25 protein-coding genes are annotated in these 25,829 nt (G+C 56.2%); 2 read left to right on the top strand and 23 right to left on the bottom strand.

Going from position 1 to position 25,829, the window contains the following annotated elements; translation table 11 throughout:
- Nucleotides 1-226: 226 nt before the first annotated feature.
- Both pfkB and CBW42_RS02290 read left to right on the top strand, forming a co-directional pair.
- Nucleotides 227-1,129, top strand: coding sequence for a 1-phosphofructokinase (pfkB, locus tag CBW42_RS02295; protein WP_087017347.1), 903 nt, complete (start codon nucleotides 227-229; stop codon nucleotides 1,127-1,129).
- Nucleotides 1,130-1,277: 148 nt separating this feature from the next.
- On the top strand, nucleotides 1,278-2,339 hold the full coding sequence (locus CBW42_RS02290) for an NAD(P)H-dependent flavin oxidoreductase (RefSeq protein ID WP_087017345.1): 1,062 nt from the start codon (nucleotides 1,278-1,280) through the stop codon (nucleotides 2,337-2,339).
- 43 nt (nucleotides 2,340-2,382) lie between these two features.
- Here the strand turns inward: CBW42_RS02290 and CBW42_RS02285 are convergent, their stop codons facing one another.
- The 23 genes from CBW42_RS02285 to CBW42_RS02175 form a co-directional block, all read right to left on the bottom strand.
- On the bottom strand, nucleotides 2,383-3,456 hold the full coding sequence (locus CBW42_RS02285; RefSeq protein WP_087017343.1) for an acyltransferase: 1,074 nt from the start codon (nucleotides 3,454-3,456) through the stop codon (nucleotides 2,383-2,385).
- A complete protein-coding gene (nrdR, locus tag CBW42_RS02280; RefSeq protein ID WP_087017341.1) occupies nucleotides 3,453-3,926 on the bottom strand; it encodes a transcriptional regulator NrdR in 474 nt (157 codons plus the stop codon). Before nrdR ends, CBW42_RS02285 begins: the two co-directional genes overlap by 4 nt.
- Complete coding sequence (locus tag CBW42_RS02275; protein ID WP_165761017.1) at nucleotides 3,923-4,726, bottom strand: sugar phosphate isomerase/epimerase family protein; 804 nt, start codon at nucleotides 4,724-4,726, stop codon at nucleotides 3,923-3,925. Before CBW42_RS02275 ends, nrdR begins: the two co-directional genes overlap by 4 nt.
- 83 nt (nucleotides 4,727-4,809) lie before the next feature.
- Entirely contained in the window at nucleotides 4,810-5,919 is a 1,110-nt protein-coding gene (secF, locus tag CBW42_RS02270; protein WP_087017337.1) for a protein translocase subunit SecF, read from the bottom strand.
- Nucleotides 5,920-5,924: 5 nt separating this feature from the next.
- Nucleotides 5,925-7,235, bottom strand: a complete 1,311-nt coding sequence (gene secD / locus CBW42_RS02265; RefSeq protein WP_087017335.1) for a protein translocase subunit SecD — start codon at nucleotides 7,233-7,235, stop codon at nucleotides 5,925-5,927.
- A 221-nt stretch (nucleotides 7,236-7,456) separates the two neighbouring features.
- On the bottom strand, nucleotides 7,457-8,890 hold the full coding sequence (gene purB, locus CBW42_RS02260) for an adenylosuccinate lyase (protein WP_087017333.1): 1,434 nt from the start codon (nucleotides 8,888-8,890) through the stop codon (nucleotides 7,457-7,459).
- 85 nt (nucleotides 8,891-8,975) lie between these two features.
- Complete coding sequence (locus CBW42_RS02255; RefSeq protein WP_087017332.1) at nucleotides 8,976-10,172, bottom strand: pyridoxal phosphate-dependent aminotransferase; 1,197 nt, start codon at nucleotides 10,170-10,172, stop codon at nucleotides 8,976-8,978.
- Between the two features lie 393 nt (nucleotides 10,173-10,565).
- Entirely contained in the window at nucleotides 10,566-10,808 is a 243-nt protein-coding gene (locus CBW42_RS02250) for a TIGR03905 family TSCPD domain-containing protein (RefSeq protein WP_087017330.1), read from the bottom strand.
- Nucleotides 10,809-10,832: 24 nt separating this feature from the next.
- Nucleotides 10,833-11,456 (bottom strand): thiamine diphosphokinase, encoded by a 624-nt coding sequence (locus CBW42_RS02245; RefSeq protein ID WP_165761016.1) that lies wholly within the window; start codon nucleotides 11,454-11,456, stop codon nucleotides 10,833-10,835.
- Nucleotides 11,453-12,340, bottom strand: coding sequence for a ribosome small subunit-dependent GTPase A (gene rsgA, locus CBW42_RS02240; protein WP_330395833.1), 888 nt, complete (start codon nucleotides 12,338-12,340; stop codon nucleotides 11,453-11,455). The genes CBW42_RS02245 and rsgA overlap by 4 nt, the downstream gene beginning before the upstream one ends.
- Nucleotides 12,340-14,442, bottom strand: a complete 2,103-nt coding sequence (gene pknB / locus CBW42_RS02235) for a Stk1 family PASTA domain-containing Ser/Thr kinase (RefSeq protein ID WP_087017326.1) — start codon at nucleotides 14,440-14,442, stop codon at nucleotides 12,340-12,342. The genes rsgA and pknB overlap by 1 nt, the downstream gene beginning before the upstream one ends.
- Before the next feature lie 11 nt (nucleotides 14,443-14,453).
- Nucleotides 14,454-15,185, bottom strand: coding sequence for a Stp1/IreP family PP2C-type Ser/Thr phosphatase (locus CBW42_RS02230; protein WP_087017324.1), 732 nt, complete (start codon nucleotides 15,183-15,185; stop codon nucleotides 14,454-14,456).
- Nucleotides 15,186-15,189: 4 nt separating this feature from the next.
- Nucleotides 15,190-16,236, bottom strand: coding sequence for a 23S rRNA (adenine(2503)-C(2))-methyltransferase RlmN (gene rlmN, locus CBW42_RS02225; RefSeq protein ID WP_087017322.1), 1,047 nt, complete (start codon nucleotides 16,234-16,236; stop codon nucleotides 15,190-15,192).
- Nucleotides 16,233-17,654, bottom strand: coding sequence for a 16S rRNA (cytosine(967)-C(5))-methyltransferase RsmB (rsmB, locus tag CBW42_RS02220; RefSeq protein ID WP_165761015.1), 1,422 nt, complete (start codon nucleotides 17,652-17,654; stop codon nucleotides 16,233-16,235). Before rsmB ends, rlmN begins: the two co-directional genes overlap by 4 nt.
- On the bottom strand, nucleotides 17,647-18,375 hold the full coding sequence (locus tag CBW42_RS02215) for a zinc metallopeptidase (protein WP_087017319.1): 729 nt from the start codon (nucleotides 18,373-18,375) through the stop codon (nucleotides 17,647-17,649). The genes rsmB and CBW42_RS02215 overlap by 8 nt, the downstream gene beginning before the upstream one ends.
- 25 nt (nucleotides 18,376-18,400) lie before the next feature.
- The gene (gene fmt, locus CBW42_RS02210; protein WP_087017317.1) at nucleotides 18,401-19,336 is read right to left on the bottom strand and encodes a methionyl-tRNA formyltransferase; all 936 of its coding nucleotides are present in this window, start codon (nucleotides 19,334-19,336) and stop codon (nucleotides 18,401-18,403) included.
- A complete protein-coding gene (gene def / locus CBW42_RS02205) occupies nucleotides 19,333-19,818 on the bottom strand; it encodes a peptide deformylase (protein WP_087017315.1) in 486 nt (161 codons plus the stop codon). The genes fmt and def overlap by 4 nt, the downstream gene beginning before the upstream one ends.
- Nucleotides 19,819-19,880: 62 nt before the next feature.
- Entirely contained in the window at nucleotides 19,881-22,334 is a 2,454-nt protein-coding gene (gene priA, locus CBW42_RS02200) for a replication restart helicase PriA (protein ID WP_087017314.1), read from the bottom strand.
- Nucleotides 22,334-23,542, bottom strand: a complete 1,209-nt coding sequence (gene coaBC / locus CBW42_RS02195) for a bifunctional phosphopantothenoylcysteine decarboxylase/phosphopantothenate--cysteine ligase CoaBC (protein ID WP_087017312.1) — start codon at nucleotides 23,540-23,542, stop codon at nucleotides 22,334-22,336. The genes priA and coaBC overlap by 1 nt, the downstream gene beginning before the upstream one ends.
- Before the next feature lie 3 nt (nucleotides 23,543-23,545).
- Entirely contained in the window at nucleotides 23,546-23,878 is a 333-nt protein-coding gene (rpoZ, locus tag CBW42_RS02190; protein ID WP_087017310.1) for a DNA-directed RNA polymerase subunit omega, read from the bottom strand.
- A gap of 51 nt (nucleotides 23,879-23,929) precedes the next feature.
- Nucleotides 23,930-24,514, bottom strand: a complete 585-nt coding sequence (gene gmk, locus CBW42_RS02185) for a guanylate kinase (RefSeq protein WP_087017308.1) — start codon at nucleotides 24,512-24,514, stop codon at nucleotides 23,930-23,932.
- Nucleotides 24,507-24,773, bottom strand: a complete 267-nt coding sequence (gene remA / locus CBW42_RS02180) for an extracellular matrix/biofilm regulator RemA (protein WP_087017306.1) — start codon at nucleotides 24,771-24,773, stop codon at nucleotides 24,507-24,509. The genes gmk and remA overlap by 8 nt, the downstream gene beginning before the upstream one ends.
- 16 nt (nucleotides 24,774-24,789) lie before the next feature.
- On the bottom strand, nucleotides 24,790-25,656 hold the full coding sequence (locus CBW42_RS02175) for a YicC/YloC family endoribonuclease (protein WP_087017304.1): 867 nt from the start codon (nucleotides 25,654-25,656) through the stop codon (nucleotides 24,790-24,792).
- Between the last annotated feature and the right edge of the window lie 173 nt (nucleotides 25,657-25,829).

Raw genomic sequence — 25,829 nt, 5'->3', positions numbered from 1 at the left:
CGTCGATATGCAACGAAATTGCGAATTATATTCCGATTTTTGGTTATTTTGAACAAAATTCTATCTGGCATTTTGTGCGCGAAGGTTGCCCTGTATCGATTGACATTATGTGAAATTCGTTTATCATTAAAAGAGAGCGTTTTATTCGGGGGCGAATCAAACGGTTTTCTCTCCCGTTTTTAACGGAAGAACACAACCAACATCCTAATATTGAGGTGGAAAACACATGATTTATACTGTTACTTTTAACCCGTCTTTGGACTACACCATCCGCATCAAGAATTTTGAAGTCGGCACGCTGAACCGCACCAACTACGAGGAGATCCGTGTGGGCGGCAAGGGCGTCAATGTTTCGATCGTCCTGACTTCTCTGGGTGTTGAAAATATCGCGCTTGGATTCATTGCGGGCTTTACCGGCGATCAGATCGAATCCGGCATGCAGCAGTTGGGCTGCAAGACCGAGTTCATCCGTCTGCCGCAGGGCTTCTCCCGCATCAATATCAAGCTCCAGGACGAGACGGAAACCGAAATGAACGGCATGGGGCCGGCGGTTTCCATCTCAGAATGTGAACGGTTTATGATGAATATCAAGCGCCTCAAGCCGGGCGACACGCTGGTGCTCTCCGGCAGCATCCCCAGCTCCATGCCGCAGGATATGTATGAGCAGATTCTCGACGCCGTTGACACCGACAAGATCCGCGTCGTCGTCGACACCTCCAGCAACCTGCTGCGCCGCACGCTCGCATATCACCCGTTCCTCATCAAGCCGAATCTGATCGAACTCGGTGAGCTGTTCGGCCGCTCGCTGATCGACTACGATGACATTGTCGGCTGCGCCAAGCACTTGCAGGAAGAGGGCGCGCGCAACGTACTCGTTTCCATGGGCAGTGCAGGTGCCATCCTCGTCACGGATGAGGGTCAGGTTTTCTCCGCTCCGGCACCGTCCGGTGATCTCGTCGATTCCATCGGCGCAGGCGACGCCATGGTCGCAGGCTTCCTCGCCGGCTACCTCGAGCGCAACAGCATGGTCGACGGCTTTGCCAAGGGTCTCGCCGCAGGCAGTGCTACCGCGTACAAGCAGGGCCTCGCGACCAGAGAGGAAATCATCGCCATCGCACAGCGCATGTAATTCAACCAAACTTCAAGAGGATGTGTATTTTTACACATCCTCTTTCTTTTCGTCTAAAAACTATTGTCATTCTGACGCGGGCGTGCTATACTGATGGTAGATTTTATTTAGATTGGCAAACAAATTCACAGAAAAAGGAGAACTCATCTTGAAACTTCCAGAATTGAACATCGGTGGATTGTCTGCCCGACACCCTGTCATTCAGGGCGGCATGGGAATCGGTATTTCTCTGTCCGGACTCGCGTCTGCTGTCGCAAACGCGGGCGGTATCGGCATTATTTCCGGCGTACAGATCGGCTTCCGTGACCCGGAATTCCGTAAAAACCCGGTTGCCGCCAACCTGCGTGCCATTGGCAGCGAGCTGCGCCGCGCGCGGGAGCTTGCGCCGGACGGCATCATTGGCATGAATTTCATGTCTATCGACGCGCATTACGACGAATATGTGACTGAAGCAGTCAAAAACGGCGTTGACCTCATCATTTCCGGCGCAGGACTTCCGCTGTCCCTCCCCGGGCTGGTCGAAGGAAGCAAGACACGCATTGCGCCGATTGTCTCCTCCGCGCGCGCCTGCCGCCTGATTCTGACCAAGTGGCTGAAAAAATTCAACCGCTTCCCGGATGCCATTGTCGTCGAAGGGCCGCTCGCCGGCGGACACCTCGGTTTCCATCTGGACGACCTGCTCGCCGGAACCAACCAGACGCTCGAGCAGGCGCTGTCGGATGTTGTCGCATATGTGCGCGGCTTCTGTGAAAAGCACGGCGTCGCCATCCCGGTCATCGCCGCAGGCGGTATCCGGTCGCACGACGATGTATGCCGTATGTTTGACCTCGGTGCCTCCGGTGTACAGGTCGGCACCCTGTTCGCCGCCACGGAGGAATGCGATGCAAGCGACCGCTTCAAGCAGACCTACATTGATGCGCGGCCGGAGGATGTGCGCATCATCAAAAGCCCCACCGGCTTCGCTGCACGCGCAGTCAACACGGACTTCGTCCAGCGCGCTTACGACCGCGGCGGCATTCCGGTCGAACACTGCTTCCGCTGTATGCCGGAAATCTGCAATGCTGCGGAAACACCGTTCTGTCTGTCTCAGGCTCTGTTTGATGCGGCAACCGGAGAAAAGGACGGCCTTGTGTTCTGCGGCGGCCGTGTCGGTGAAATCACCGAAATTTCAACCGTTCCCGAAGTAATGCACAAGCTGTGCGAAGCGTAAAAAAACAGTCCTGCATGCGTCTGCATGCAGGACTGTTTGCATGTTAAACCAAATACCGGTTGACAACCGGAATGTGCGAAAGAATCAGATATACCACATAACTGAGCGCAAAATTCAGGCACACCAGCAGCGGTATCGACACAATGCACGGCAGAATCGAAACTGTCAGGCCGTGGTTGTGGAATATGCAGTTAAAACACACATGCACCAGATAGATACAAAACGACGCCTTAGAAACATGCGCTGCAATCGCACAGCTTTTGGCGCCATATTTCTTTTGAATCAACAGGCCGAAAATGCCAATGGCCAGCAGGCACACGCCCGGTGTCATGCCTTCCAGAAACTGCGTATACAGCTCTCCATGTGTAATGGTAAGCAATGTTGTCATGCCGTAAGTAATCGCAAAGCCCAGACCGGCGCACAGCACACACAGCCTTTGCGGCAGCGGATACTTTTTCAGATAATAACCCGCAGCGGCATAGCCGATTGCCGCATATTGCATTGTGAGACCGAACTGGCTCATCGATGTCGGCAGCAACCGCAGCGGCCAGTAATGCCGCAGCAATGGATAGACAATCCCCAGTAAAAACCAGACCAGCAGCAGATATTGAAATTGCCGTTTGGAGGCGTGCTCTATTACCAGCCGCACGACCGGAATAAAAATATATACCAAAATCATCATTGGAATATAATACAGATGAAATTCGTGGTTGAACAGCACGACCTCCCTGAGCGCCTGGAGTACACGGCTCCAGGTGAGGGAATCCTGCTCTATCAGATGATAGAGCTTGTAAAATACCGCCCAGCAAAACAGTGCGACGACAAGTCGCCAGATATTATGTGTATACAGCCGTTTGACTGACAGTCTGCGGTGCGGGTCGAGCAGGAGCGCGCCGCTGCACATCAGAAACAACGGTACAGCGGCCCGCGTCAAACAGCCCCAAAACAGCGATGCCCACCAGTCAAAACTCCGGATCGGGCTGCCATATCCGCCCGTGCTGGCGTGAATGGTCAGCACGCAAACAATAGCGACCGCTTTGAGCACATCGATTGCATACTCTCTCCGCGGTCGCAACTCAATTTCCGCCGTATTCGTATTCTTCCCCCTTATTGTCATATTTCTGTGCCTTTGGAATCAATATGCTTCATGCGCATCAGCTCTTCCATAAACGAATGCACATCCTGAAAATCGCGGTATACCGAAGCGAAGCGGATATAGGCGACTTCGTCAATATGCACCAGACGCTCCAGCACCATCTCGCCAATTGTTTCCGACGACACCTCATTTTCCAGTCTGCCATACAGTTTCTGCTCCATATCTGCGAGCAGAGAATCCATCTGTGCGGTTGTAACCGGGCGTTTTTCACACGCCTTGACAATGCCGCGCATCAGCTTATCGCGGTCAAACTGCTGACGCGAACCGTCTTTTTTGATGACCATGAGCGAGCTGGTCTCCACGGTCTCATAGGTTGTGAACCGCTTGCCGCAGTGCAGGCACACACGACGGCGGCGGATGCTCTCACCGTCGACGGTCGACCGCGAATCGATGACCTTGCTCTCGGTATGCTTACAATATGGACATTTCATTTCAAAAGCCCCCTTTGTGCTGCGGACTGCAAAAACAGCCTGCTCTGTTCCAGCTCCGCCAGACGGGTATAATCGTCGCTGTACACCTCGACCATCGCACTGCCGCAGCCAAGTGCCTCCATCCTGCCAAACAAAGCGGAAAAATCCACCTTTCCCTGTCCAGGCAGCAGGCAGTCCGACTGCGTGTCGTAGTCACTGATGTGCAGATTGACAGTGCGGTCACCGACCGCATCGGCGTAATCGCTCCAATCCAGACCGGCGCGGCGCGCCTGCTTGATATCCAGCGTAAACCGCAGCTCCGGGACATGGTCATACAGCGCGCGCAGGAACGCCAGATCGCTCGATTTACACCACGACACATTTTCCTGTGTAAAGGCAATGCCGCACGCAGACGCGCGTTCACACAGCTTATGGTAGGTTTCAAACCGCTGCTCATCCGCCCGCGCAGGCGGCAGGCCGCGGGAACGCAGCAGCTCGCCATGGAACGTAAAATACTTCGCGCCGAGATCGGCGGCGGCTTCAAAATATCGTGTATACTGGTCGAGTGCATCGCGCGTGCGCCGCGCATAGTCAGAAAATAACAGATGCCCTTCCATTGCAGACGTAAACGGGTGCACCGACACGACCGCAAGCCCCAGTTCCCGCAGCTTCTGTTTGAGCATCCTGCGGAACGGCACGCCATATTCGCTTTCCGAATTGATAAACAGCTCCACGCGCCGGTAGCCGAGCTGTGCCGCATATTCTATGCCGTGTTCCAGTTCCTTTGGATAAAAGGATGCCGTTGAAATTCCAATCTGCACCAGAGTCCCTCCTGTCTGATTTCAGCATACCATATTTTTTTCCAAAAAGAAAGACCGGGCAGTGCGAAACTGCCCGGCCGATGTTATCCGTGTTTGCGCTTTTTGCGCTTTTTCTTTGAACCGGAGGAAACCTTTTTCGGGGTAACCGTCTGCGGCTGCTTTGCCGGCTGAGCGGTTTCCGTCGAAGACTCTGCCTTCGGCTTCTCCGCGGCCTGCGGGGCAGCCTCCGGTGTGGAAGCCTTGCTCTCCTGCTTTGCGCGCTGCGCCTTGATCTGTGCCTTCTCACGCTTGTTCTTGCGGAGCAGACCGCGATACTTCGCCCAGAGCGTACCTGCCAGGAACAGCGAAGAATATGCGCCCGCGATGATGCCGATGATGATCGGCAGAGTGAACTGACGCAGGCTGGTGACACCCAGAATGAAGATCATGCCGACTGCCAGCAGCGTTGTGATCGATGTGTTGACCGTACGTCCCGCAGTCTGCCACAGGCTCTTCTCTACCGTGTCCTCGAACAGTTCGCGGCGTGCAAACTTGCGGTTTTCGCGCACGCGGTCAAAGACGATAATACTGGAGTTGATGGAATAGCCGAGGATTGTCAGCGCAACGGCAATAAACGTCGTGTTGAATGGGATGCGGAATACAAGATATGCGGACAGCACAACCAGCAGGTCATGAGCCAGACAGGTGATTGCCGCGAGACCGGAGGTCAGCTCAAAGCGGAAGGTGATGTAGATCAGCATCAGGATGACCGCAACAAGCGCTGCCATAATTGCCTTGCCCTGCATCTCCTTGCCGATGGTCGCATTGACATCGGAAATATTCTGCGTATCGTCGTCCGTAATGCTGAATTTCTCCTGCATGGCAGCGACAATCGCCTTCTGCTGGTCATTGTCCAGCTTGGTGCTCTTAATCAGTACCTGCTCGCCGTTGTCGCCCGTCTTCTGTACGGAAGATGGCGCAATGCCGGCCGCCTCTTCGACGAGATCCGGGATGACATTGCCCGAAAGGTCACTTGTGACCTCCTGATGGATGTCAAACGTCATGCTCGTGCCGCCGACAAAATCAACGTCCATATTGAACAGGTTCAGGCCAAACGGCAGCGTAATCAGTCCGATCAGGCCCGGGGCGATGAGAATCAGGGAAATAACCGCAAAAATCGGAAATTTCTTTACAATAGAAAATCTGCTCTTCATTGGTCTCACGCCTCCTTTTTCTTTCTCACGCCGTAGAATTTCGGATCAGTAAGCCGGAAATCCGCCATGCGGTTGAGCAGGAAATGCGTGACCGTAACTGCCGTGAACATTGACAGAACAACGCCGATGCCCAGCGTGAGGGCAAAGCCCTTGACCGTGCCGGTGCCCATGAAATACAGGACAAATGCCGCAATCAGTGTCGTAATATTGGAGTCCAGAATTGCGGAGAATGCACGGTGGAAACCGGAATCAATCGCCGCACGGATGGTCTTGCCGTTGCTCAGCTCGTCCTTCATGCGCTCGAAGATGACAACGTTTGCGTCGACCGCCATACCGATGGACAGGATGATACCTGCAATGCCCGGCAGCGACAGGTTGACATGTGCCACCGACAGGATGACCAGATCAAGCGCCGTGTAGAACAGCAGCGCGATGGATGCAACCAGACCCGGCAGACGATAGAACAGGATCATGAAGAGCATAACCAGCAGGATGCCGATTGCGCCCGCCTTGACGCTGGTGGACAGCGCCTTTTCACCCAACTGCGGGCCGACAGAGCTCATGCTGACCTCTTCCAGCGAGAACGGCAGCTGACCGATGTTGATCTGCTCTGCCAGTGTCTTCGCAGTCTCTGCCGTGAAGCTGCCCGAAATGACACAGGTATCGCCGGTGATGCCGGTCGCCGCATATTCCGAGCTGACCGAAGGCTCAGACAGAACCTCATCGTCCATCATAATCTTGATGGTGTTCTTGCCATCCTCTGCGTTTGCCGCAGCCTTAGTGGCCTCGGCCCACGTTTCGACCGCGTCTTCCTTAAATGTAACCTCGACATAATGCTGGCTGGAAAAGTCAGACTCAGAGAGCTGACCATAGCCGGATTTCGCGGACTTGATGCCGGAACCATCGAGAATGGTATTGCCGTCCGCATCGACGAACTTCAGCTGTGCCGTCGCACCGAGCGTGGAAACGGCTTCCGCCGGATCATTGATCGCCGGAATGTCCACCTTGACGCGTCTGTCGCCGACCAGCTCAACCGTTGCTTCGGTGTAGCCCAGCGAATCCAGACGCTTCTGCATCATGGCCTGTACGGAAGCCATGTCGGTTTCCAGATTCGCAGTATCGTAGCCGTCCTCCAGAACAGCCTCAAAGGTAATGGAAGAACCGCCGACCAGGTCAAGGCCACGCCGGATGCCGTCTTCCTCATCCAATGCACTGGGGACTGAGACCGGTCCCACGGTGAGTCCAAAGACAGCTGTGCAGCAAAGCAGTGCAATCACTGCAATCACAGCCACAAAGGACAGGATACTTTTTTTCAAATTACTCGCCTCCTATGTGACAATAAGCAAGCTAATTATATATGATTGCAGCAATAAAGTCAATTTTATCCCACGGATTTCATGAAATTTTCATCAATTTAGCCAATTTTGCTGCGCAATTTGCTCATGATACCGGTTGTGCGACCACTTTTATCCGTCATATGGCGCAAAAAAATGCCGCAGAACAAATGTCTGCGGCATTCGATTTTATATGTTCAGCATTACAGGTTGATTTCAACCTTGATGTCGTCATCATTCAGATACTTCTGAATGCGCGGCATAACATCGTTGGCGATAAAATCCTCAACCTGCTGCGGTGCACGGCCGACATATTCCTTCGGATCCATCTCCGCAAGGATTTCCTCCTTGGTCAGGCCGAACATCGGATCAGCTGCAATGCGGTCGATCAGGTCGTTGTCCAGACCCTCCTCCTTGACGCGCTTGCCAGCCGCCATGGAGTGCTCACGGATGCGCTCATGCAGCTCCTGACGGTTGCCGCCGCGCTTAACCGCGCTCATCATGATGTTCTCGGTTGCCATAAACGGCAGCTCGCCCATCACGCGCTTCTCAATGACCTTCGGATAAACGACAATGCCCTCAGAAATGTTAATCATAATATTCAGGATCGCATCAATGCCGAGGAATGCCTCCGGTACGGAAATACGCTTGTTTGCGGAGTCATCCAGCGTGCGCTCGAACCACTGCGTTGCAGTGGTGACAGCCGGATTGAGGGTATCCACAATGACATAGCGTGCCAGCGAGCAGATACGCTCGGAGCGCATCGGATTGCGCTTGTACGGCATCGCGGACGAACCGATCTGATGTGCCTCAAACGGCTCTTCCAGCTCCTTCAGGTGCTGGAGCAGGCGCATATCGGTTGCGAACTTGCTTGCGGACTGTGCAATGCCGCCGAGTGTTGCGACAACCTGTGCGTCGATCTTTCTGGAATAGGTCTGACCGGAAACCGGAACGACACCCGGGAAACCGAAGTCATCCGCAATCATCTGCTCCATCTTGCGGATCTTTTCATGGTCGCCGTCGAACAGCTCCATGAAGCTCGCCTGTGTGCCGGTCGTGCCCTTGGAGCCCAGCATGCGCAGGTTTTCAATACGGAACTCGATCTCGTCGAGATCCATCAGCAGCTCGTTGATCCACAGCGTCGCGCGCTTGCCGACGGTGGTCAGCTGTGCCGGCTGGAAATGCGTGAAGCCCAGCGTCGGCATATCCTTATACTGCTGTGCGAAGTCGGACAGGCGGCGAATCACCGCAACCAGCTTCTTGCGGACAATCTTCAGGCCCTCGCGCATCTGGATGATATCGGTGTTGTCGCCGACATAAGCACTGGTCGCGCCCAGATGGATGATGCCCGCTGCCTTCGGTGCAACCTTGCCGAAGGTGTATACATGCGCCATGACATCATGGCGGACTTCCTTTTCGCGCTTTCTGGCAACCTCGTAGTCGATGTTGTCAATGTTTGCTTCCATCTCGTCGATCTGCTCCTGTGTAATCGGCAGACCGAGCTCCTTTTCCGCCTTGGCGAGCGATACCCACAGGCGGCGCCAGGTGGAGAACTTCATGTCCGGGGAGAAGACATACAGCATCTCCGGGCTGGCATATCTGGAACAAAACGGGCTTTCGTATATGTTGTTGCTCATAAACAAATTCCTTTCCCGGCGCCGCGGGGACGCCGATTCCGTCACGGTACTATTCTTCTATTGTAGTATGCGGGGGGAATTTGTGTCAAGCGTTTGCGATAAATTCTTCCAGACGGTCGATGCCCTTGTCAATCTGCTCCATCGAGGTCGCATACGACCAGCGCAGGTAGTTCGGCGCCGCGAAGCTCGTGCACGGAACGGTTGCAACCAGATTCTTTTCCAGCAGCAGCTGTGCGAAGTCGCCGTCGTTCTCGATGACCTTGCCGTACATTGTCTTGCCGACAAAGCTGGACATATCCATCATAACATAGAACGCACCCTGCGGCTTGATGCAGGAAACACCCGGCACCTTGTTCATACGCTCAACCAGATGGTCGCGGCGCTTCTCGAACTGCTGGCGCATCTCCTCAACCGATTCCTGCGGGCCCTCGAGTGCCTCGACCGCAGCCCACTGTGCCATGGTTGCCGGTGCACCGGTGGAATGGCTGGCATAGCTGGACATTGCCTTGGCAACCGTCGGATTGGCCAGCGCGTAGCCGACTCTCCAACCGGTCATTGCATAGGTCTTGGATACGCCGTTGATGACGATGCACTGCTCCTTCATTGCCGGGGAAACCGAAGCGATGGAGGTGTATTCGATTCCATCGTATACCAGCTTATAATAGATATCATCGGCGAGGACATAGATACCGTGCTTCTCACAGACAGCAGCCAGTGCCTCCAGCTCCTCCTTTGTGTAGACCATGCCGGTCGGGTTGGACGGGGAGTTGAGCATGAACATCTTGGTCTTGTCGGTAATCGCCGCTTCCAGCTGCTCTGCGGTGATCTTGAAATGTGCAGAAGCCTCTGCGCGCACTTCAACCGGAACTGCGCCTGCCATGCGGATCATTTCCGCGTAGCTCAGCCAATACGGAGCGGCAACAACAACCTCATCGCCCGGATCGCAGCAGGTCATGATAGCAAGATAGACATTGTGCTTTGCACCGGATGCAACGACAACCTGGCTCGGCTCGTACTCCAGGCCGAGGTCTTCCTTCATGCGGTTGCAGATCGCGCGGCGCAGTTCCATGATGCCTGCTGCCGGGGTGTATCTGGTTTTATTCGCACGGATTGCGGCAATGCCTGCCTCTTTGATCGTCTCCGGGGTATTAAAATCCGGCTCGCCTGCACCGAAGCTGACGACATCAATGCCGTCTGCCTTCATCTGCTTTGCCAGCGCGCTGATAGCCAGCGTCGCGGACGGTGCGATTGCGGATGCAATTTTTGAAATCGGTTTAACCATAGTAATCGTTCATCCTTTCCGGGCGATCCTTCAACTTGGAGGAATCCGCCGACGCGGCTGCGTTCCGCCGCGTATCATCTTTCTGTTCAATGGTATTTATTATAGATATATTTCCCCTCTTTTTCAACCATAAACCGCTCTTTTTATACCATTTTTTAAATTTTCCATACTTTGAACAAAAATTTTCTGTTCTCCGCGCCTTCCGCGTCATTTTGCACAAATTGCAGCATGTTCTTTTGCAACTTGCATTTCATTTTTTCGACGGACAACAAAAAAATGAATTTTTACCCCGCAAAAATTCATTTTGTACGTGTTCCGCCCACACCTGACCGCCGTGCACACACAAAAAGGCAGGGCTGCCAATTGACAGCCCCGCCTGTGTGTTGCGATGAATTACTGCCCTGCCTGCTCCAGTGCCCGTGCAATCTGATCCGGGCAGGAAGTGCCGCGGCCGCCGCAGTCGACGCCCTTAAACGCCTTGATGACCTGCTCCACCGGCATGCCCTTAATCAGACGGCAGATGCCTGACAGATTGCCCGCGCAGCCACCGACAACCTCAATGTTCTCAACAACGCCGTCTTTGACACTGTAGCGAATTTCTCTCGAACAGGTGCCTTTTGTCTTATATACGTTCATTTCAAAATCCTCCGTTCTGTTCTTTTATTTATCCTTGCTTTCAATTACCAGCGAGCGCCCTTCCCGAACAGATATCATATATTCCGGCGCTGCCGGCTCGTTGGATATCGTAATCATCTGTGCGCGCAAAACTGTCGCATCCGTGAGCGGATATTTCAATCCGCGCAGCGTGACGCCGATCAGCTCCGCGTCCAGCGGAATAATGCCGACATAGCGGTAAGACGCATCTGCCTGATACCACACTGCACCGCCCGGATGGAATGTCACGCGGTTGCGGCTGTCGCACAGCATGCCGTGCACGCCGCAGCTGTGCAGATATTCGAGCAGCGACAGATTACACAGGAAATGGTCAATGCGCCCGCCGGACGCACATGCATACGTAATATCATCCGCACCGCGCCGAATGGCCTCCTTTGTGCAGCACATCAGGTCACTGTCGTCCTTTTCCGGCCGGAGCGCGATGACTTCGACGCCGTCCGGACGCGCACCCGAATCGAAATCGCCGATCACCAGATCCGGCCGAATGCCGCATGCCGCCGCATGCCGCGTGCCGCCGTCCGCACAGATAATATACTCCGCCTGCTGTGCCAGCTGCCTGACATAGTCGTATTCGGTCTCAGGTGCGGAAGCCAGAATCAATGTTTTCACTTCAGCTCCCACTCCTTGAGATTTTTTACACTTTCATACAATTTACAGTAGCTTTCATGGCGCTCACGCGGAATTTTCCCGTCCTCTACCGCCGCACGGATGGCACAGCCCTTTTCCTTGACATGTGCACAGCCGGTAAAGCGGCACTGGTTGATATACGGCTCAAATTCGGGAAATGCATATTGCAAATCGTCCTTGCGGATCAGATCCATTTTTTCCGTGTCAAACGCCGAAAACCCCGGTGTATCTGCGATACAGCCGCCGCCCGGCAGCTCGACCAGCTCCACGTGGCGCGTGGTGTGGCGGCCGCGCTCAGTCTTAGGACTGATGGAGCCTGTTTTCATGTTAAATTCCGCATCAATGCAATTGAGCAGGCTGGATTTTCCGACGCCGGAATTGCCTGCAAAAGCAGAAACCTTTCCCGCCAATGCAGCGCGCAGCGCGTCAACGCCCTCACCTGTCTCCGCGCTGACGCGGAACACAGAAAAGCCCGCCTGCGTGTAAATCTGATACAGCCGGTCGCCGCGGTCGAGATCACACTTGTTGATGACAATCAATGTATCGATGCCCTTGTGTGCGGCAATTGCCGTCACCTTGTCGATGAGCAGCGTCTCCGTCTTCGGCGGAGCAGCGCTGCACACCACAACCAGCTGATCGACGTTCGCAACTGCCGGTCGCAGCAGCTGGTTTTTGCGCGGCTCAATGGACATCATATAGCCGGTGCCGTCGTCCTGCACCTCAATGGTCACGCGGTCACCGATCACCGGCTTTTCCGCTGCCTTGCGGAACCTGCCGCGCGCCTTGCATTCAATGACGCCGGACTGTGTGCGGACATAATAAAATCCACCGATTCCCTTGAGAATGATTCCTGTTTCTGTCATCATCAGCCGAAATTATAATCCTGGTCGTAGACCGTAGCGCCATCAACCGTGACAACAATGCGGTGCGTACCGCTGCCATACGACAGCTTGCAGGTTGCCGTCAGGTTACCCTCACGAACAGTGTGGTTATAGAGCTGGTTTCCGTCAACACTTATGGCAACCTGACAGTCCTTGTGATTAGACGGAAGCGTCACAACAACTGCCGAGTTGGTGACGGAGACGGAGGTTCCGGAACCTCCATCTCCACCATTGTTTCCGTCGTCGCCGTCGCCGCCGTTATCACCCTTCGCCTTGGCAATGGTAATACCGACGCTGGTGCCTTCTGCGACTTCCGTACCCGAAGCAACAGTCTGACCAATGACGGTTCCCTCCGGCTTGTCGCTTTCCTCCTGCGTGACCGCGCCGAGCTTCAGACCCATCGACTCGAGCAGCGACTTCGCCGCACTCTGCGTCATGCCGGTCAGGTTAGGTACCGTCTTGTTTGTGTTTGCCGGGCCGGAGGACACGATAACCGTGACCGTCGAACCGGTTGCAATTTCCTCGCCCGGCTCCGGGTCGGTGCTTATGACATAACCAGCCTGAACCGATTCAGAGCTCTCCTCCTTGCGGCTTGCGGTCAATCCGCGCGCGCGCAGGGCACTCTGTGCGTCTTCAAACGTCTTGCCAATGACCGACGGAACCTTGACCAGCTCCTCGCTGTCGTTCTCCTCGACAGAGATGACCGTCAGCGTAATAGTCGAACCCTCTTCGACCTGCTCACCTTCCAGTGGGTCCTGATCGACGATTTCGCCGTCCTCATAGTCGCCGGACGAATCCTTGCGCGTTTCAACATCAAAGCGGAATGCGTCGTAGTCACTGTTGTTGCGAACGTCTTCCTCATAGTTGAGGGAGATAAAGTTCGGAACCTCAATCATCTCCTTGCTGCTCTCGCCCATCAGGCCAGAAGCCATGTAGGCAATTGCCGCAAGCAGAGCGACAATGATGACACCGACGACAATCTTGCCGCCGTTGCCCTTCTTCTTTTTCGTCTTGACGCGCTTGACCTCATGAACCGGTTCTTCCTGCTCATATTCGTCATCCACATCGTTGACCGGCTGATAAACACGGCGCTGCTGCTGTGCCGGTGTTTCCTGCTGCGGACGCGGGACATACTTCGTTGCCTGCTCTTCGTCCACCGGACGAAGCAGCTGGGTCGCATCCTCATCGTCATAACGGATTGCACGGGTCGCGTCCAGATCACTGTTGTGTCCGGAATAATTGAGCACCAGATTCGGGTTGGTGCGCAAGCGCTCCATATCACGGTACATATCCAATGCGGAGCTGTAACGCTGGCTGGCATTGGCACACATCGCGTGCATGACAATTTCATCCATCGCCTTCGGGATTTCCGGTACAATGGAGCTCGGAACCGGCGGAACCGTGTTCAGATGCTGCATGACAACAGCAACCGCCGTGTCACCGCGGAACGGCAGCGTGCCGGTCAGCATCTCATACATGACCACGCCGAGGGAATACAAGTCCGTGCGGAAGTCTGCCGTGATGCCCTTTGCCTGCTCCGGCGAAATATAATGCACCGAGCCAATCGCCTCAGAGGACACCTTGCGTGTCTCCTGGCTGTTTGCAAAGCTCGCAATGCCGAAGTCCATCACCTTTGCCGTGCCGTCGCGCAGCAGCATGATATTCTGTGGCTTGATATCCTGATGAATGATGCCGCGGCTGTGCGCATGGTCGAGCGCGCGCGCCACCTGCTGCGCGAAAAACAGCGTCTCCTGCCAGGTCAGATGGTGCTTTTTACGCAGGTAATCCTTGAGCGTCACGCCCTCACACAGCTCCATGACGATGTATTCCGGGCCGTCGCCGTCCTGACATACATCGTAAATGGATACGATGTTGTTCTGCGACAGCTTGGCAACCGCCTGTGCCTCGTTGTAGAAGCGCTTGCGGAATTCGTCATCCGATGCATACTCCTCCTTGAGAACCTTAATGGCAACATATCGATTCAGAACAGTGCAGTAGGCCTTGTAGACGATCGCCATACCGCCCGTTCCGATCACCTCGCGGACCTCATAGCGGCCCCCGAGCGTCTGTCCAATGTAATTTTCCATTCTATTTTCTCCTACTTGGTATATAAAACAACCGTGATATTGTCACTTCCGCCGGCGCTGCACGCCAGCTGAATCAACCTGTCGCACGCTTCCTCCTGCGAAGCCGACTGCACAACGGCGGCCGCAATTTCCAGATCGGTCACCAGACCGCACAGTCCGTCCGAACAGAGCAGCAGCGTCTGTCCGTCATGCAGGGTAATTTCATAATAATCCGCTTCCACTTCGCTGTCTACACCGACTGCGCGCGTAATCAGATTGCGTCCTGGATAGTACTTTGCCTCCTCACTGCTCAGCCGTCCGGTGCGCACCATCTCCGCCACGAGCGAATGGTCCGCTGTCATCTGTGCGATTTTCTCTCCGTCGATGACATAGGCGCGCGAATCGCCGACATTTGCGAGCACCACGCGATCACCGGCACAAATGCAGCCGACCAGCGTTGTACCCATGCCATTGTAGGCGGGCGAGGACTGCGACAGCTCATAAACCTCGGAATTTGCCGCCGTGACAGCCCGCTGGGCAATGCGGGAAAGCGTTTCCGTATCAGCCTGCTCCGGATCCGCCGTGCAGGCCTGCTCCATAAACCGCTCCGCTGCGCGCACGCTTGCGATATTTCCGGCGCGCGCACCACCCATGCCATCGCACAGAACCAGGAACCCCAGCCCGTTTTCCCTTATATCGATGCGGAATGTGTCCTGATTGCTGGCGCGAACCAAGCCCTTATCGGTTTTGCCAAATGCGTTCATTCTATCACTCTTTCCCGAACGTTTCACCGATGTGCCTGCGGCGCAGCTGCCCGCAGGATGCGTCAATATCCGGCCCCAGCGTGCGCCGGACAGTCGCAGTGACTCCGTTCTTTTCCAAAATATTTTGAAAAGCCGCGACATGCTCCTTCGTCGAGGTATGCAGTCCGCTCTCCGTGACATGGTTCAGGGGAATCAGATTGACGTGCGCCGGACGCCCGCGCAAAAGCGCCGCGAGCTTCCTCGCCTGCCAGGGGCGGTCACTCACGCCGTCGATCATGGTATATTCATACGAGATACGTCGCCCGGTCATGTCAAAATAACGCCGGCAGGAGGCGAGCAGCCGCTCCACCGGATAGCTCCGGTTGACCGGCATGATTTCACTCCGGCTCTCGTTGTCCGGCGAATGCAGCGAAATGGACAGGGTAATTTGCAGCTTTTCCTCCGCCAGCCGGTCGATCTGGTCAGCCAGACCGGAGGTAGAAAGCGAAATATGCCGCTGTCCGATGTGCAGCCCTTCCTCCGCGCCGACCAGCCGGATGAAGCGCAGCACATTGTCATAGTTATCCAGCGGCTCGCCCGTGCCCATCAGCACGATATTGGAGATACGCTCGCCCGTGTCCTTCTGCATAAACAGGATCTGGTCGAGAATCTCGCCGGCTGACAGGCTGCGCACCAGCCCGCCGATGCCGGAAGCGCAGAACTTACAGCCCATCCGGCAGCCGACCTGCGAGGATACACACGCCGAATTGCCGTGATGATAGCGCATGAAGACACTCTCGATGCAATTGCCATCGTACAGCTCCCATAAGTATTTGATCGTACCGTCTACCTGCGAGACCTGTTTCCGCAAAATCTTCGGCGCGGTGAGCAGGTAGTGCTCATCCAGCTTCGCGCGCAGCTGCTTGGAGACATTGGTCATCTCGTCAAACGAGCTCACGCCCTGATGCAGCCATTGGAAAATCTGCGCCGCACGGAACGGCTTTTCGCCCATCTCAGACAGCTCCGCCTTCAGTTCCGGCAGGGTTCTGCATTTGATCTCAGGTTTTATCATAAACATTCTCCGATGCATGCGCGCCTGTTTTCCGTTCCGGTATTTCCGCCGGTTTCGTTCCCGCGCGCAGGATCATCTTCATAGTAAGCCATTTTACGGAATTTTGCAACAAAAAATCCATCCGTGTCATGGATATGCGGAAGCAAAGTGACACTGCCTTCCACATTCTGTTCACAAACTGGTATAGAAAATAGAGTTTTTTGGAACATTGGATGCGTTTGTGCGAACCAATCCACAATTTCTTCGTTTTCCCGCCGCAGCAGCGTACAGGTCGAATAAACCAGAATACCGCCCGGCCGGACATACCGGCACGCATTGTCCAATATCGCGCGCTGGATTCCCGGCAGCCCGCGCAGCTCCTTCTCATCCTTGTAGCGGATCTCCGGTTTCTTGCGAATAATGCCCATGCCGGAGCACGGCACATCACACAGCACACGGTCGAATTTCCCCTCCCATTCCGGGCGGAATTCTGACGCATCCTGCAATTCGGTCTGTATGTTCGTCAAACCGAGCCGCTCTGCGCCTGCCTGAATTTTTTCCAGCTTGTGGCCGTATACATCGCATGAGACCACAGTTCCGGTATTTTTCATGCGCTCGGCAATGAAAAAGCTCTTGCCCCCCGGCGCTGCACAGCAATCAAGCACCCGGTTCCCCGATTGCGGGTCGAGTGCATAAACGCTCATCTGGCTTGCGCCATCCTGCACAGTCACACGCCCTTGCGCAAAGGCAGACAGCTTTTCAATATTTCCCGTTCCGGATACCGTCAGACAGTTTGGGATGCAGGCGTGCGGCGTGACACGGATCCCCTGCGCCGCCAGTTCGTCCTGTACCTGCTGCATCTGTGCACGCAGCGTATTGACGCGCAGCACGGTCGGTGCAGGCGCATTGTCCGCCTCGAGCAGCAATCTTGTCTGCTTCAACCCGAATTGCTCCAGATACAGCTCGGTCAGCCACTGTGGGTGGCTGTACCGCAGCGAATAATATTCCGCCTTGGTCGCGCAGTCCGGCTGAGGCAGATGGTCGATGCTGCGCGCCAGCGCACGCAGCACGCCGTTGACATAACCCGCTGTACGCTTGTCCGCATGGCACAGAGAGCGCGCCAATGCCACGCTCTCATTGACCGCCGCCGCATTCGGAATGCGGTCGAGCCAAACCATCTGATACACGGCCAGCCGCAGCAGATCCAAAATCCGCGGCTGTACCTTTTTGAGCCGAATGCTGGAAAAATGCGCGAGATAAAAATCACACATCGCGCGGTTTTGCAGCACGCCGCCCGTCAGCGCCGTTGCAAGCGCCGCATCGCGCGCGGACAGCCCGGCGGCATATCTGCGCAGTGCAGGCGCACTCCAGGCACCCTCCTCGCGGACGGCAAACAGTGCGCGTGCCGCAGCTTCACGCGCCGAACGAGCTTCAGTCACGGCGGTGCCCTCCTCCGTTGGAGAGATAAATGAGCACCAGACGAAGCAGCTGTACCAGCGAGGTCGCCAGCGCCGCAACATAGGTCATCGCCGCGGCAAACAGTGTTTTGCGCGCCATCGGCAGCTCATCAGCCGTCAGCAATCCCTCCTGCTCCAGTGCCTGGAGCGCACGACGGGAAGCATTGATCTCCACCGGCAGCGTCACGACCTGAAACAGCGTCGCAAGCGCATACAGCGCGACGCCCAGCCCCATGACCGACGTTGCGCCCAGCACAAGCCCGATGAGCAGCATTGGCCACGAAAGGCTTGAGCCGAAATTGCACAGCGGAATAATTGCATTGCGCAGGCGGATTGGTGCATACCCCTTCGCATACTGTACCGCGTGCCCCGCCTCATGTGCGGCAACACCAACTGCCGCAACCGAGCTGACATCACAGACACTGCCCGACAGACTGATGACATTGGTGCGCGGGTTGAAGTTATCCGTCAGATTGCCGCTGATGCGGGCAAACTGTACGCCCGTCACGCCGTTGGCACGCAGAACCGCCTGTGCCGCCTGTGCGCCGGTCAGTCCACGCCGGGTCATAACGCGCGAATACTTTTTAAAATTGGAAGACACAGAAACCTGTGCCCACGAAGCGAAAGCAAAACAGGCCACCATAAGGATAATCCACAGAGTATACCAACCGCCTCCGCCGCCGTAGCCATAATTGTAATACATCAAAGCCCTCCCCGGAGTACTTACATTAGCCGCCGAGTACGGTTCCCGGCTGCATGGCGTGCCCGCGCAGGTAATCGCCCGCAGGCATGCGCTTTTTGCCGACCATTTGCACCTCCAGAATCTGGAGAACACCGCCGTCACCGCAGGCGACGAACAGCCCGCTCTTCGGATCGGCCTCTACAACGGTGCCCGGTGCAGCCTGTGCTGTGCGTCCGGTCAGGCGCGACTGGAACAGCTTGAGCCGTCCGCCCTCACGCGTCGTCAGTGCGACCGGCCACGGATCGAGCCCGCGGATGAGGTTGTGCACCTCCTGTGCTGATTTTGTCCAGTCAACCACCGCCATGCTCTTGTCGAGGACAGAGACATAGGTGGATGCGCTGTCATCCTGCGGCGTGCGCGCAATGCCTTCCGGCAGCCGCGCGAGCGTCTCGGAAATCAGGTCGGCGCCCATCGCAGCCAGACGGTCAAACAGCTCGCCCGCGGTCTCATTCTCCCCGACTTCGGTCTCACGCATCAGCAGAATGTCACCGGTATCCAGCCCGCGATCCATATACATCGTCGTGACGCCTGCGGTCTGTTCCCCGTTGAGCACCATCCACTGCACCGGCGCTGCGCCGCGGTATTTCGGCAGCAGTGAGCCGTGTACGTTGATGCAGCCGTATTTCGGCAGATCGAGCACATAACCCGGCAGCAGCTTGCCATACGCGACAACCACAATGACCTCCGGGTTCAGCTCCTGCAACAATGCCAGCTGGCTCTCATTTTTGAACGTATCCGGCTGATAAACCGGAATGTCGTGCTGCATGGCGAGCTGCTTGACCGGCGGGGGCGTCAGCTTCATCTTGCGCCCCTGCGGCTTGTCCGGCTGGGTAAATACGGCGGCAATGTCATGTCCATCCGCAATCAGCCGTTCGAGCGACGCGACCGCAAAGTCCGGCGTGCCCATATAAACGATTCTCATTCTTCCTCATCCTCTTCGCCCGCCGGCTCGATGAACTTCGACACTTTTTCGGTGAAGACATGGCCGTCCAGATGGTCGATCTCATGCAGGAATGCACGCGCGGTCAGACCCTGTCCGGTGATGGTAAACCATTCGCCGTTGCGATCCTGTGCGCGGACAGTGACGACATTCGGACGAGTGACAATGCCAAATTTATCCGGAAAGCTCAGGCAGCCTTCGGAACCGGTCTGGGAACCCTCAGTCGCAATCACCTCCGGATTGACCAGTTCGATGATCCTGTCATTGTTGTTGGTATCCAGCACAACGCACACGCGGCGCACCATGCCGATCTGCGGGCCGGCAAGACCGACGCCATTTGCCGCAAGCATGGTCTGTGCCATATCCTCCAGCAGGGACGCAAGTCTCTTGTCAAATTTTGTGACCGGATGGCATTTTTTATACAGCACCGGATCGGGATCGGTAAGAATCTGACGTACAGGCATAAAAATCCTCCTTTATATTCCAAACAAACATGTAACTTTCTTTTCTGGGGCGTATTGATCGCTTACACCTGCATCGGATTGATATCCGCATACAGCGTGACCGGACGAAATTTGCTGTTCGCAGCAAATTCCCGCAGCACACCGCCGATCAGCTCACGGCGGCGCCTGCCCTCCGGGCAGCGGATGGACAGATGATAGCGATACCGGTTTTGCACGCGCACAACTGCGGCAGGTGCCGGGCCGAGCACCGGATAACAGAAATCGGCAAACTGCCCCGCCATCAGGCTCTCCAGACGCGCTTTCACGGCAACCAACGCTTCGAGCACATCACGCTCGCGCTCCGCGCTCGCCGTCAGCACAACAATCTGCGCCGCAGGCGGACACTGCAATGCGCGGCGCATCTCAATTTCTTCCTCATAAAACCGCTCGTAATCCTGCCGGGCAGCGTTCAGAATGACCGGATTTTCCGGGCTGTAGGTCTGAATGACCGCATGCCCCTGTATCCCACGCCGTCCCGCGCGTCCGACCACCTGCGTCAGAAGGGAAAACGTCCGCTCCCGCGCGCGGTAATCCTGCGCAAACAGCGCCTGATCCGCATCAATGATGCCGACCAGAGTCACATTGTCAAAATCCAGACCTTTTGTGACCATCTGCGTGCCGAGCAGGATGTCAGCTTTTCCATCGGCGACCTGCGCGAGCAGCTTCGCATGCGCACCCTTTGTCGCAGTCGTGTCGGCATCCATGCGCAGCACAGAGGTCTCCGGGAACAGCTCGTGCAGCTCCTGCTCCAGCCGCTGCGTGCCGATGCCGTCAGTTTTCAGGTGCGTGCACCCGCAGGACGGGCATACGCGCGGCAGCGGCTCGGTATGCCCACAGTAATGGCAGACCAAACGGTGGTTGACCGAATGATAGGTCATTGATACACTGCACGACGGACATTGCGGCGTCCAGCCGCAGGCGGTACACACCACCTGCCGGGCGGCACCGCGCCGATTGAGGAACAAAATACACTGGTGTCCCTGCGCGAGACAGGTGTCAATCGCCTGCCGCAGCACCGGGCCGACTGCACCGGTATAGCCCTGCCGTATCAGCCCGCGCATATCCGCAATGGTGACCTCCGGCAGCTGCGTGCCCGCATAGCGCTCGCGCAGCAAAAACATCGGGTATTTTCCGATTTCCGCACCGTAAAAGGTCTCGATGGACGGCGTCGCAGAGCCGAACACAACAAGTGCATTCTCCTGCATTGCCCGGTATTTTGCGACGTCCCGCGCATGATAGCGCGGGTTATTTTCCGATTTATAGGCATCGTCCTGCTCCTCGTCGAGGATCAGCAGGCCGAGATTTCGTGCCGGGGCGAACACTGCCGAACGTGTACCGACGATGACACGTGCCGCACCCGAACGGATGCGTTTCCAGCTGTCATAGCGCTCGCCGACCGACAGCGCCGAGTGCAGCACCGCTGTGATTTCGCCGAACTGCGCCATAAACTTGCGAATCAGCTGCGGGGTCAGGCCGATTTCCGGCACGAGCACGATGGCACTTCTGCCCTCGCGCAGCGTGCGCTCAATCAGCCGCAGGTAAACCTGCGTCTTGCCGCTGCCCGTCACGCCGAATAACAGTGCCGCCTCCGGATGACCGGAGAGCAGCAGCGGCTCCATACCATCATATGCGGCCTGCTGCTGCGGGCTGAGCACAAAATCCTGCCTCGGCGGCAGTTCCTCCTGCTCCGGCAGGCGGAAAGCCTCCTCTTCCCACTGGCACAGCATGCCCTTTTTGACCATTGCGCGCAGCACTTCGTTGCTCGCGCCGCTGAGATACTGCAAATCATGACGGCTGAGTGCGCCCTCATGCATCAGCGCGCTGACAACCTCCATGCGCACCGGGCTTCTGCCGCGCTCTGCGAGACGCATCGCCTCGTCATCCGGCATCGCCAGCCCGTACATTGTCACGGTCTTGTCGCTGACACGGCGGTCAAATTCACTCGAAAAGGTCAAAACCCCGCGCGTACACAGCGCATCCAGCTGTTCTGCGGGCAGTTCGCTGCATTTTTTTGCGATTTCCTTTGCTGTTGCCGTACGCTTGCGTCTGGTAAACACGGACAGTGCCGGATACTCCTGCGCCAGCTGTGCGCGCTGTGCTTCGGGGATCTCCTCCGCCAGCGTGTACCGCTCGACCCGGCGGAACCACAGCCCCGCCGGAAGCATGGCGCGCGCGCAATCGTAAAACGTGCAGAACAGCGTCGAACACAAATGCGCTGCCAGCCGAAGCAGATGTGCATCCATAACCGGCTCCGCATCCAGCACGCGGCAGATCGACTTGCGCGCATATTCGGCTTTCGGATCGCAGCCCATGCGCACGACAATCGCCTCACAGGTGCGGCTTCCCTTGCCAAACGGCACGATAACACGCACACCCGGCTGTACTTTTCCGCGCAGCTCTTCGGGAATATCGTAGTCATACAGCCGGTCAAACGCATAATTTGCGGCGGACACCGCAACGCGGCAAACCGACTGCATCACGACTGCTTGCTCTTCCACAGCGCGAGCAGGCGGTCAAGCAGGATATCCGCCACATCGCCCTTGCCCATCAGCTCAAGCGGCTCACGCGTGCCGTCGCGGTACAGCAGTGTCACCACGTTGGTGTCACCCGCAAAGCCCGCGCCTTTTACCTTCAGATTATTCGCAACAATGACATCGCAGTTTTTGCTCTTCAGCTTTTTGGTTGAATTTTCCACCAAATCACGAGTCTCCATCGAAAATCCACAGATTACCTGATCGTCCCGGCGTTTCTGGCCGATTTCTGCCAGAATATCCGGGTTGCGCACGAGTGCAACGCTCATATCATCGTCGTGTTTTTTGATTTTATCGTCCTGAAACTGCGCCGGGCGGTAATCACCGACCGCCGCCGCCTTGATGACGAAATCCGACTGCGGCAGCGCATCTATGACCGCCTGCCGCATGTCACAGGCAGAGGTGACCGACACCATGTTCACGCCATCCACCGGCGGCAGTGCCACCGGGCCGGAAACCAGTGTCACCTCTGCGCCGCGCATTTTCGCGCTGCGCGCGATGGCATAGCCCATCTTTCCGGTCGAATGGTTGGACAGGAAGCGTACCGGGTCGAGCGCTTCGCGCGTCGGGCCCGCCGTGACTGTCACGCGCATGCCCTTCATATCCTTTTCGGTCAGTGCGTCCAGAATTGCCTGTTCGATGACCTCGACATCTGCCAGCTTGCCGCGCCCGGTATCCCCGCACGCCAGATGTCCGCACGCCGGTTCGACAAACAGACAGCCGCGTGCGCGCAGCGCCGCAATGTTATCCTGCACCGCAGGATTTTCATACATTGCGGTGTTCATTGCGGGCGCAAACAGCACCGGAGCGCGCGTTGCAAGCAATGTCGTCGACAGCATATCATCTGCAATGCCATGCGCATATTTGCCCAGAATATTTGCGGTCGCCGGGACGACGGCAAAGACATCCGCCGCCTTTGCCAGTGAAATATGTTCGACCTCCCATGGGAAATCGCGGTTAAACTGGTCGGTCACGGCGCGCGCGCCGGACAGTACCTCGAACGTCAGCGGCTGAACAAATTCACAGGCGTGTTTTGTCAGGATAACATGAATTTTGATATCCTTTTTCCGCAGCCGGCTCACCAGATCGCATGCCTTATAAGCGGCAATGCCCCCGGTGACACCAAGTACCACGGTTTTGCCGGAAAAATCCATCTCTTACAGATCCTCCAGCACCGGCGCTTCGTCTGCCTCATCATCCAGAGAAACAACTTCATCCTCTGCGCTCATCAGCATATCGTCCGCCGCGCTGATGTCCTGTGCGCTCGCTGCTGCCAGCAGATCCTCTGCCTGCGGCTTCGGGCCCGGACGGTACTCAATCTTGTCGTCGCAGATTTCATCCAGTGCAATCTTGATCGGTTTCTCTTCCAGCTTGACGCCGGAATTTTCTTCCTCTGCGGACAGATCACGCGCGCGCTGTGCGGCGAGGTTGACCAACAGATAACGATTGTTGACTCTCTTCATCAGATCCTGCATAGACGGCTTTAACATACTATTTTCGCTCCTTCTATTGTCATCGGCGGCACAAACCGCCTGCTTGTTTTACTTAATTTCTACTTGTGCCGCGCGGCAGTTCTCCGCGCGCAGAATCGCCAGCACATCGGCTGTCGCCTGTTCCACAGTGTTGTTGACAACGATGTAATCAAACTCCTTTGCCAGCGTCAGCTCATGCTTCGCGGTCTCCAGACGGCGGCGCACCGCGTCGGCATCCTCTGTCCCGCGTCCGGTCAGACGACGTTCCAACTCGGCAAAGCTCGGCGGTGCGATAAAAATGCGCACAGCATCCGGGCGCATCTGGTGTACCTGCATCGCACCCTGTACTTCGATTTCCAGCATGACGTCGTGCCCCGCGTCCAGCTGCGCATCCACCGGTTCCGCCGGTGTTCCATAGCAATTCCCGCTGAACTCCGCATGCTCAAGAAAGCCGTTTTCCGCGACCTTCTGCTCGAACTGCTCACGCGTCAGGAAATAATACTGCACACCGTCCTGTTCACCCGGGCGCGGTTCGCGCGTCGTAGCAGAGGTGGACAGATACAGCTCCTTCTGCTTGCACACCTCCGCGAGGACCGTTCCCTTGCCTACACCGGACGGGCCGGTCAGGACAAAAAGAATTCCCTGCTTACTCATCGTCATTCACCTCGTTTTCGTTCTCGCGGTTTCCCGCTCTGCCGGAAATGGTCTCCGGCAGGATTGCGGACAGCACCACATGATCACTGTCCATCACAATGACGGCGCGTGTGCGCCTGCCATAGGAGGCATCAATCAGCATATTGCGCTCACGCGCCTCCTGTACAATGCGTTTGATCGGCGCAGAATCCGGCGAAACAATCGCAATCAGCCGGTCTGCGGAAATCATGTTGCCAAACCCAATGTTGATGAGCTTCATCGGAATATGCCTCCGGTTATTCGATATTCTGGATCTGTTCGCGGATCTTTTCGATCTCCGACTTGATGTCCACAACGATTTTTGCCAGCTCGATGTCATTTGCCTTCGAGCCGATGGTATTCGCTTCGCGGTTCATCTCCTGGACGAGGAAATCCAGCTTGCGTCCGATGGGCTTTTCCTCTGCCGCCATAACCTCCATCTGGTGCATATGGCTGCGCAGGCGGACGGTTTCTTCGGCAACCGCCGTTCGATCAGCATAAATAGCTGCCTCCGCCAGAATGCGCTGCGGATCAATCGTCGTATCCGCGAGCACCTCATTCATGCGCGCGGTCAGCTTGGCGCGGTATTCCTCCACCGCCTGCGGCGAGCGCTGTTCCACCTCGGCGACCAGCTTCAGGATGGTCTGTCCGCGGGACAGGATATCCTCCTTCATCTTGGCGCCCTCGCGCGCGCGCATCGCGCAGAAGTCCGCGCCAGCGGCAGCCAGTACCGCCAGTACATCCTTTGTCAGCTCGTCGGCATCCGCCTCCTGTTTTTCGGAAGAAAAGACATCCGGCAGGCGTGCCAGGCTCATTACACTGATGTCATCTGCCAGCCCATACTGGTCGCGCATCTCGTGCAGGGCGTCCAGATAGCCCTCCAAAATCTTGTGGTTGAGCGAAATGCGCACATCGCCCGACGCACCGGAATCGATGGAAATAAATACATCTACCTTTCCGCGCGCAATCAGCGCAGCGACAGCAGTTTTCGCCGCCTCTTCCAGAAAGCCATAAATGCGCGGTGCCTTCACATTGACGTCGAGATATCGATGGTTGACGGAACGGAGCTCCACCGTAATGTCGCGCTCATGCAGCGTCTGGCGGGCTCTGCCGTATCCGGTCATGCTTCTCAAGGAAATTCCTCCCATATTCACAAATTCAAAAATCCCTTTTGCTCTCTTTGCTCGCTCTCAAAAGGGGTTTCCATGTTATTTTAACAGCCCGCATCACTTGTGTTCAAGCGAAACGGGCCATTTTCTTACATTGTATACAAATTTTTCTTTCTTTTTCTCCTTTT

Origin of the sequence: Butyricicoccus porcorum (genome assembly GCF_002157465.1) — a bacterium.
Lineage (GTDB): Bacteria > Bacillota > Clostridia > Oscillospirales > Butyricicoccaceae > Butyricicoccus_A > Butyricicoccus_A porcorum.
This window is presented reverse-complemented; position numbering and strand designations above follow the sequence as displayed.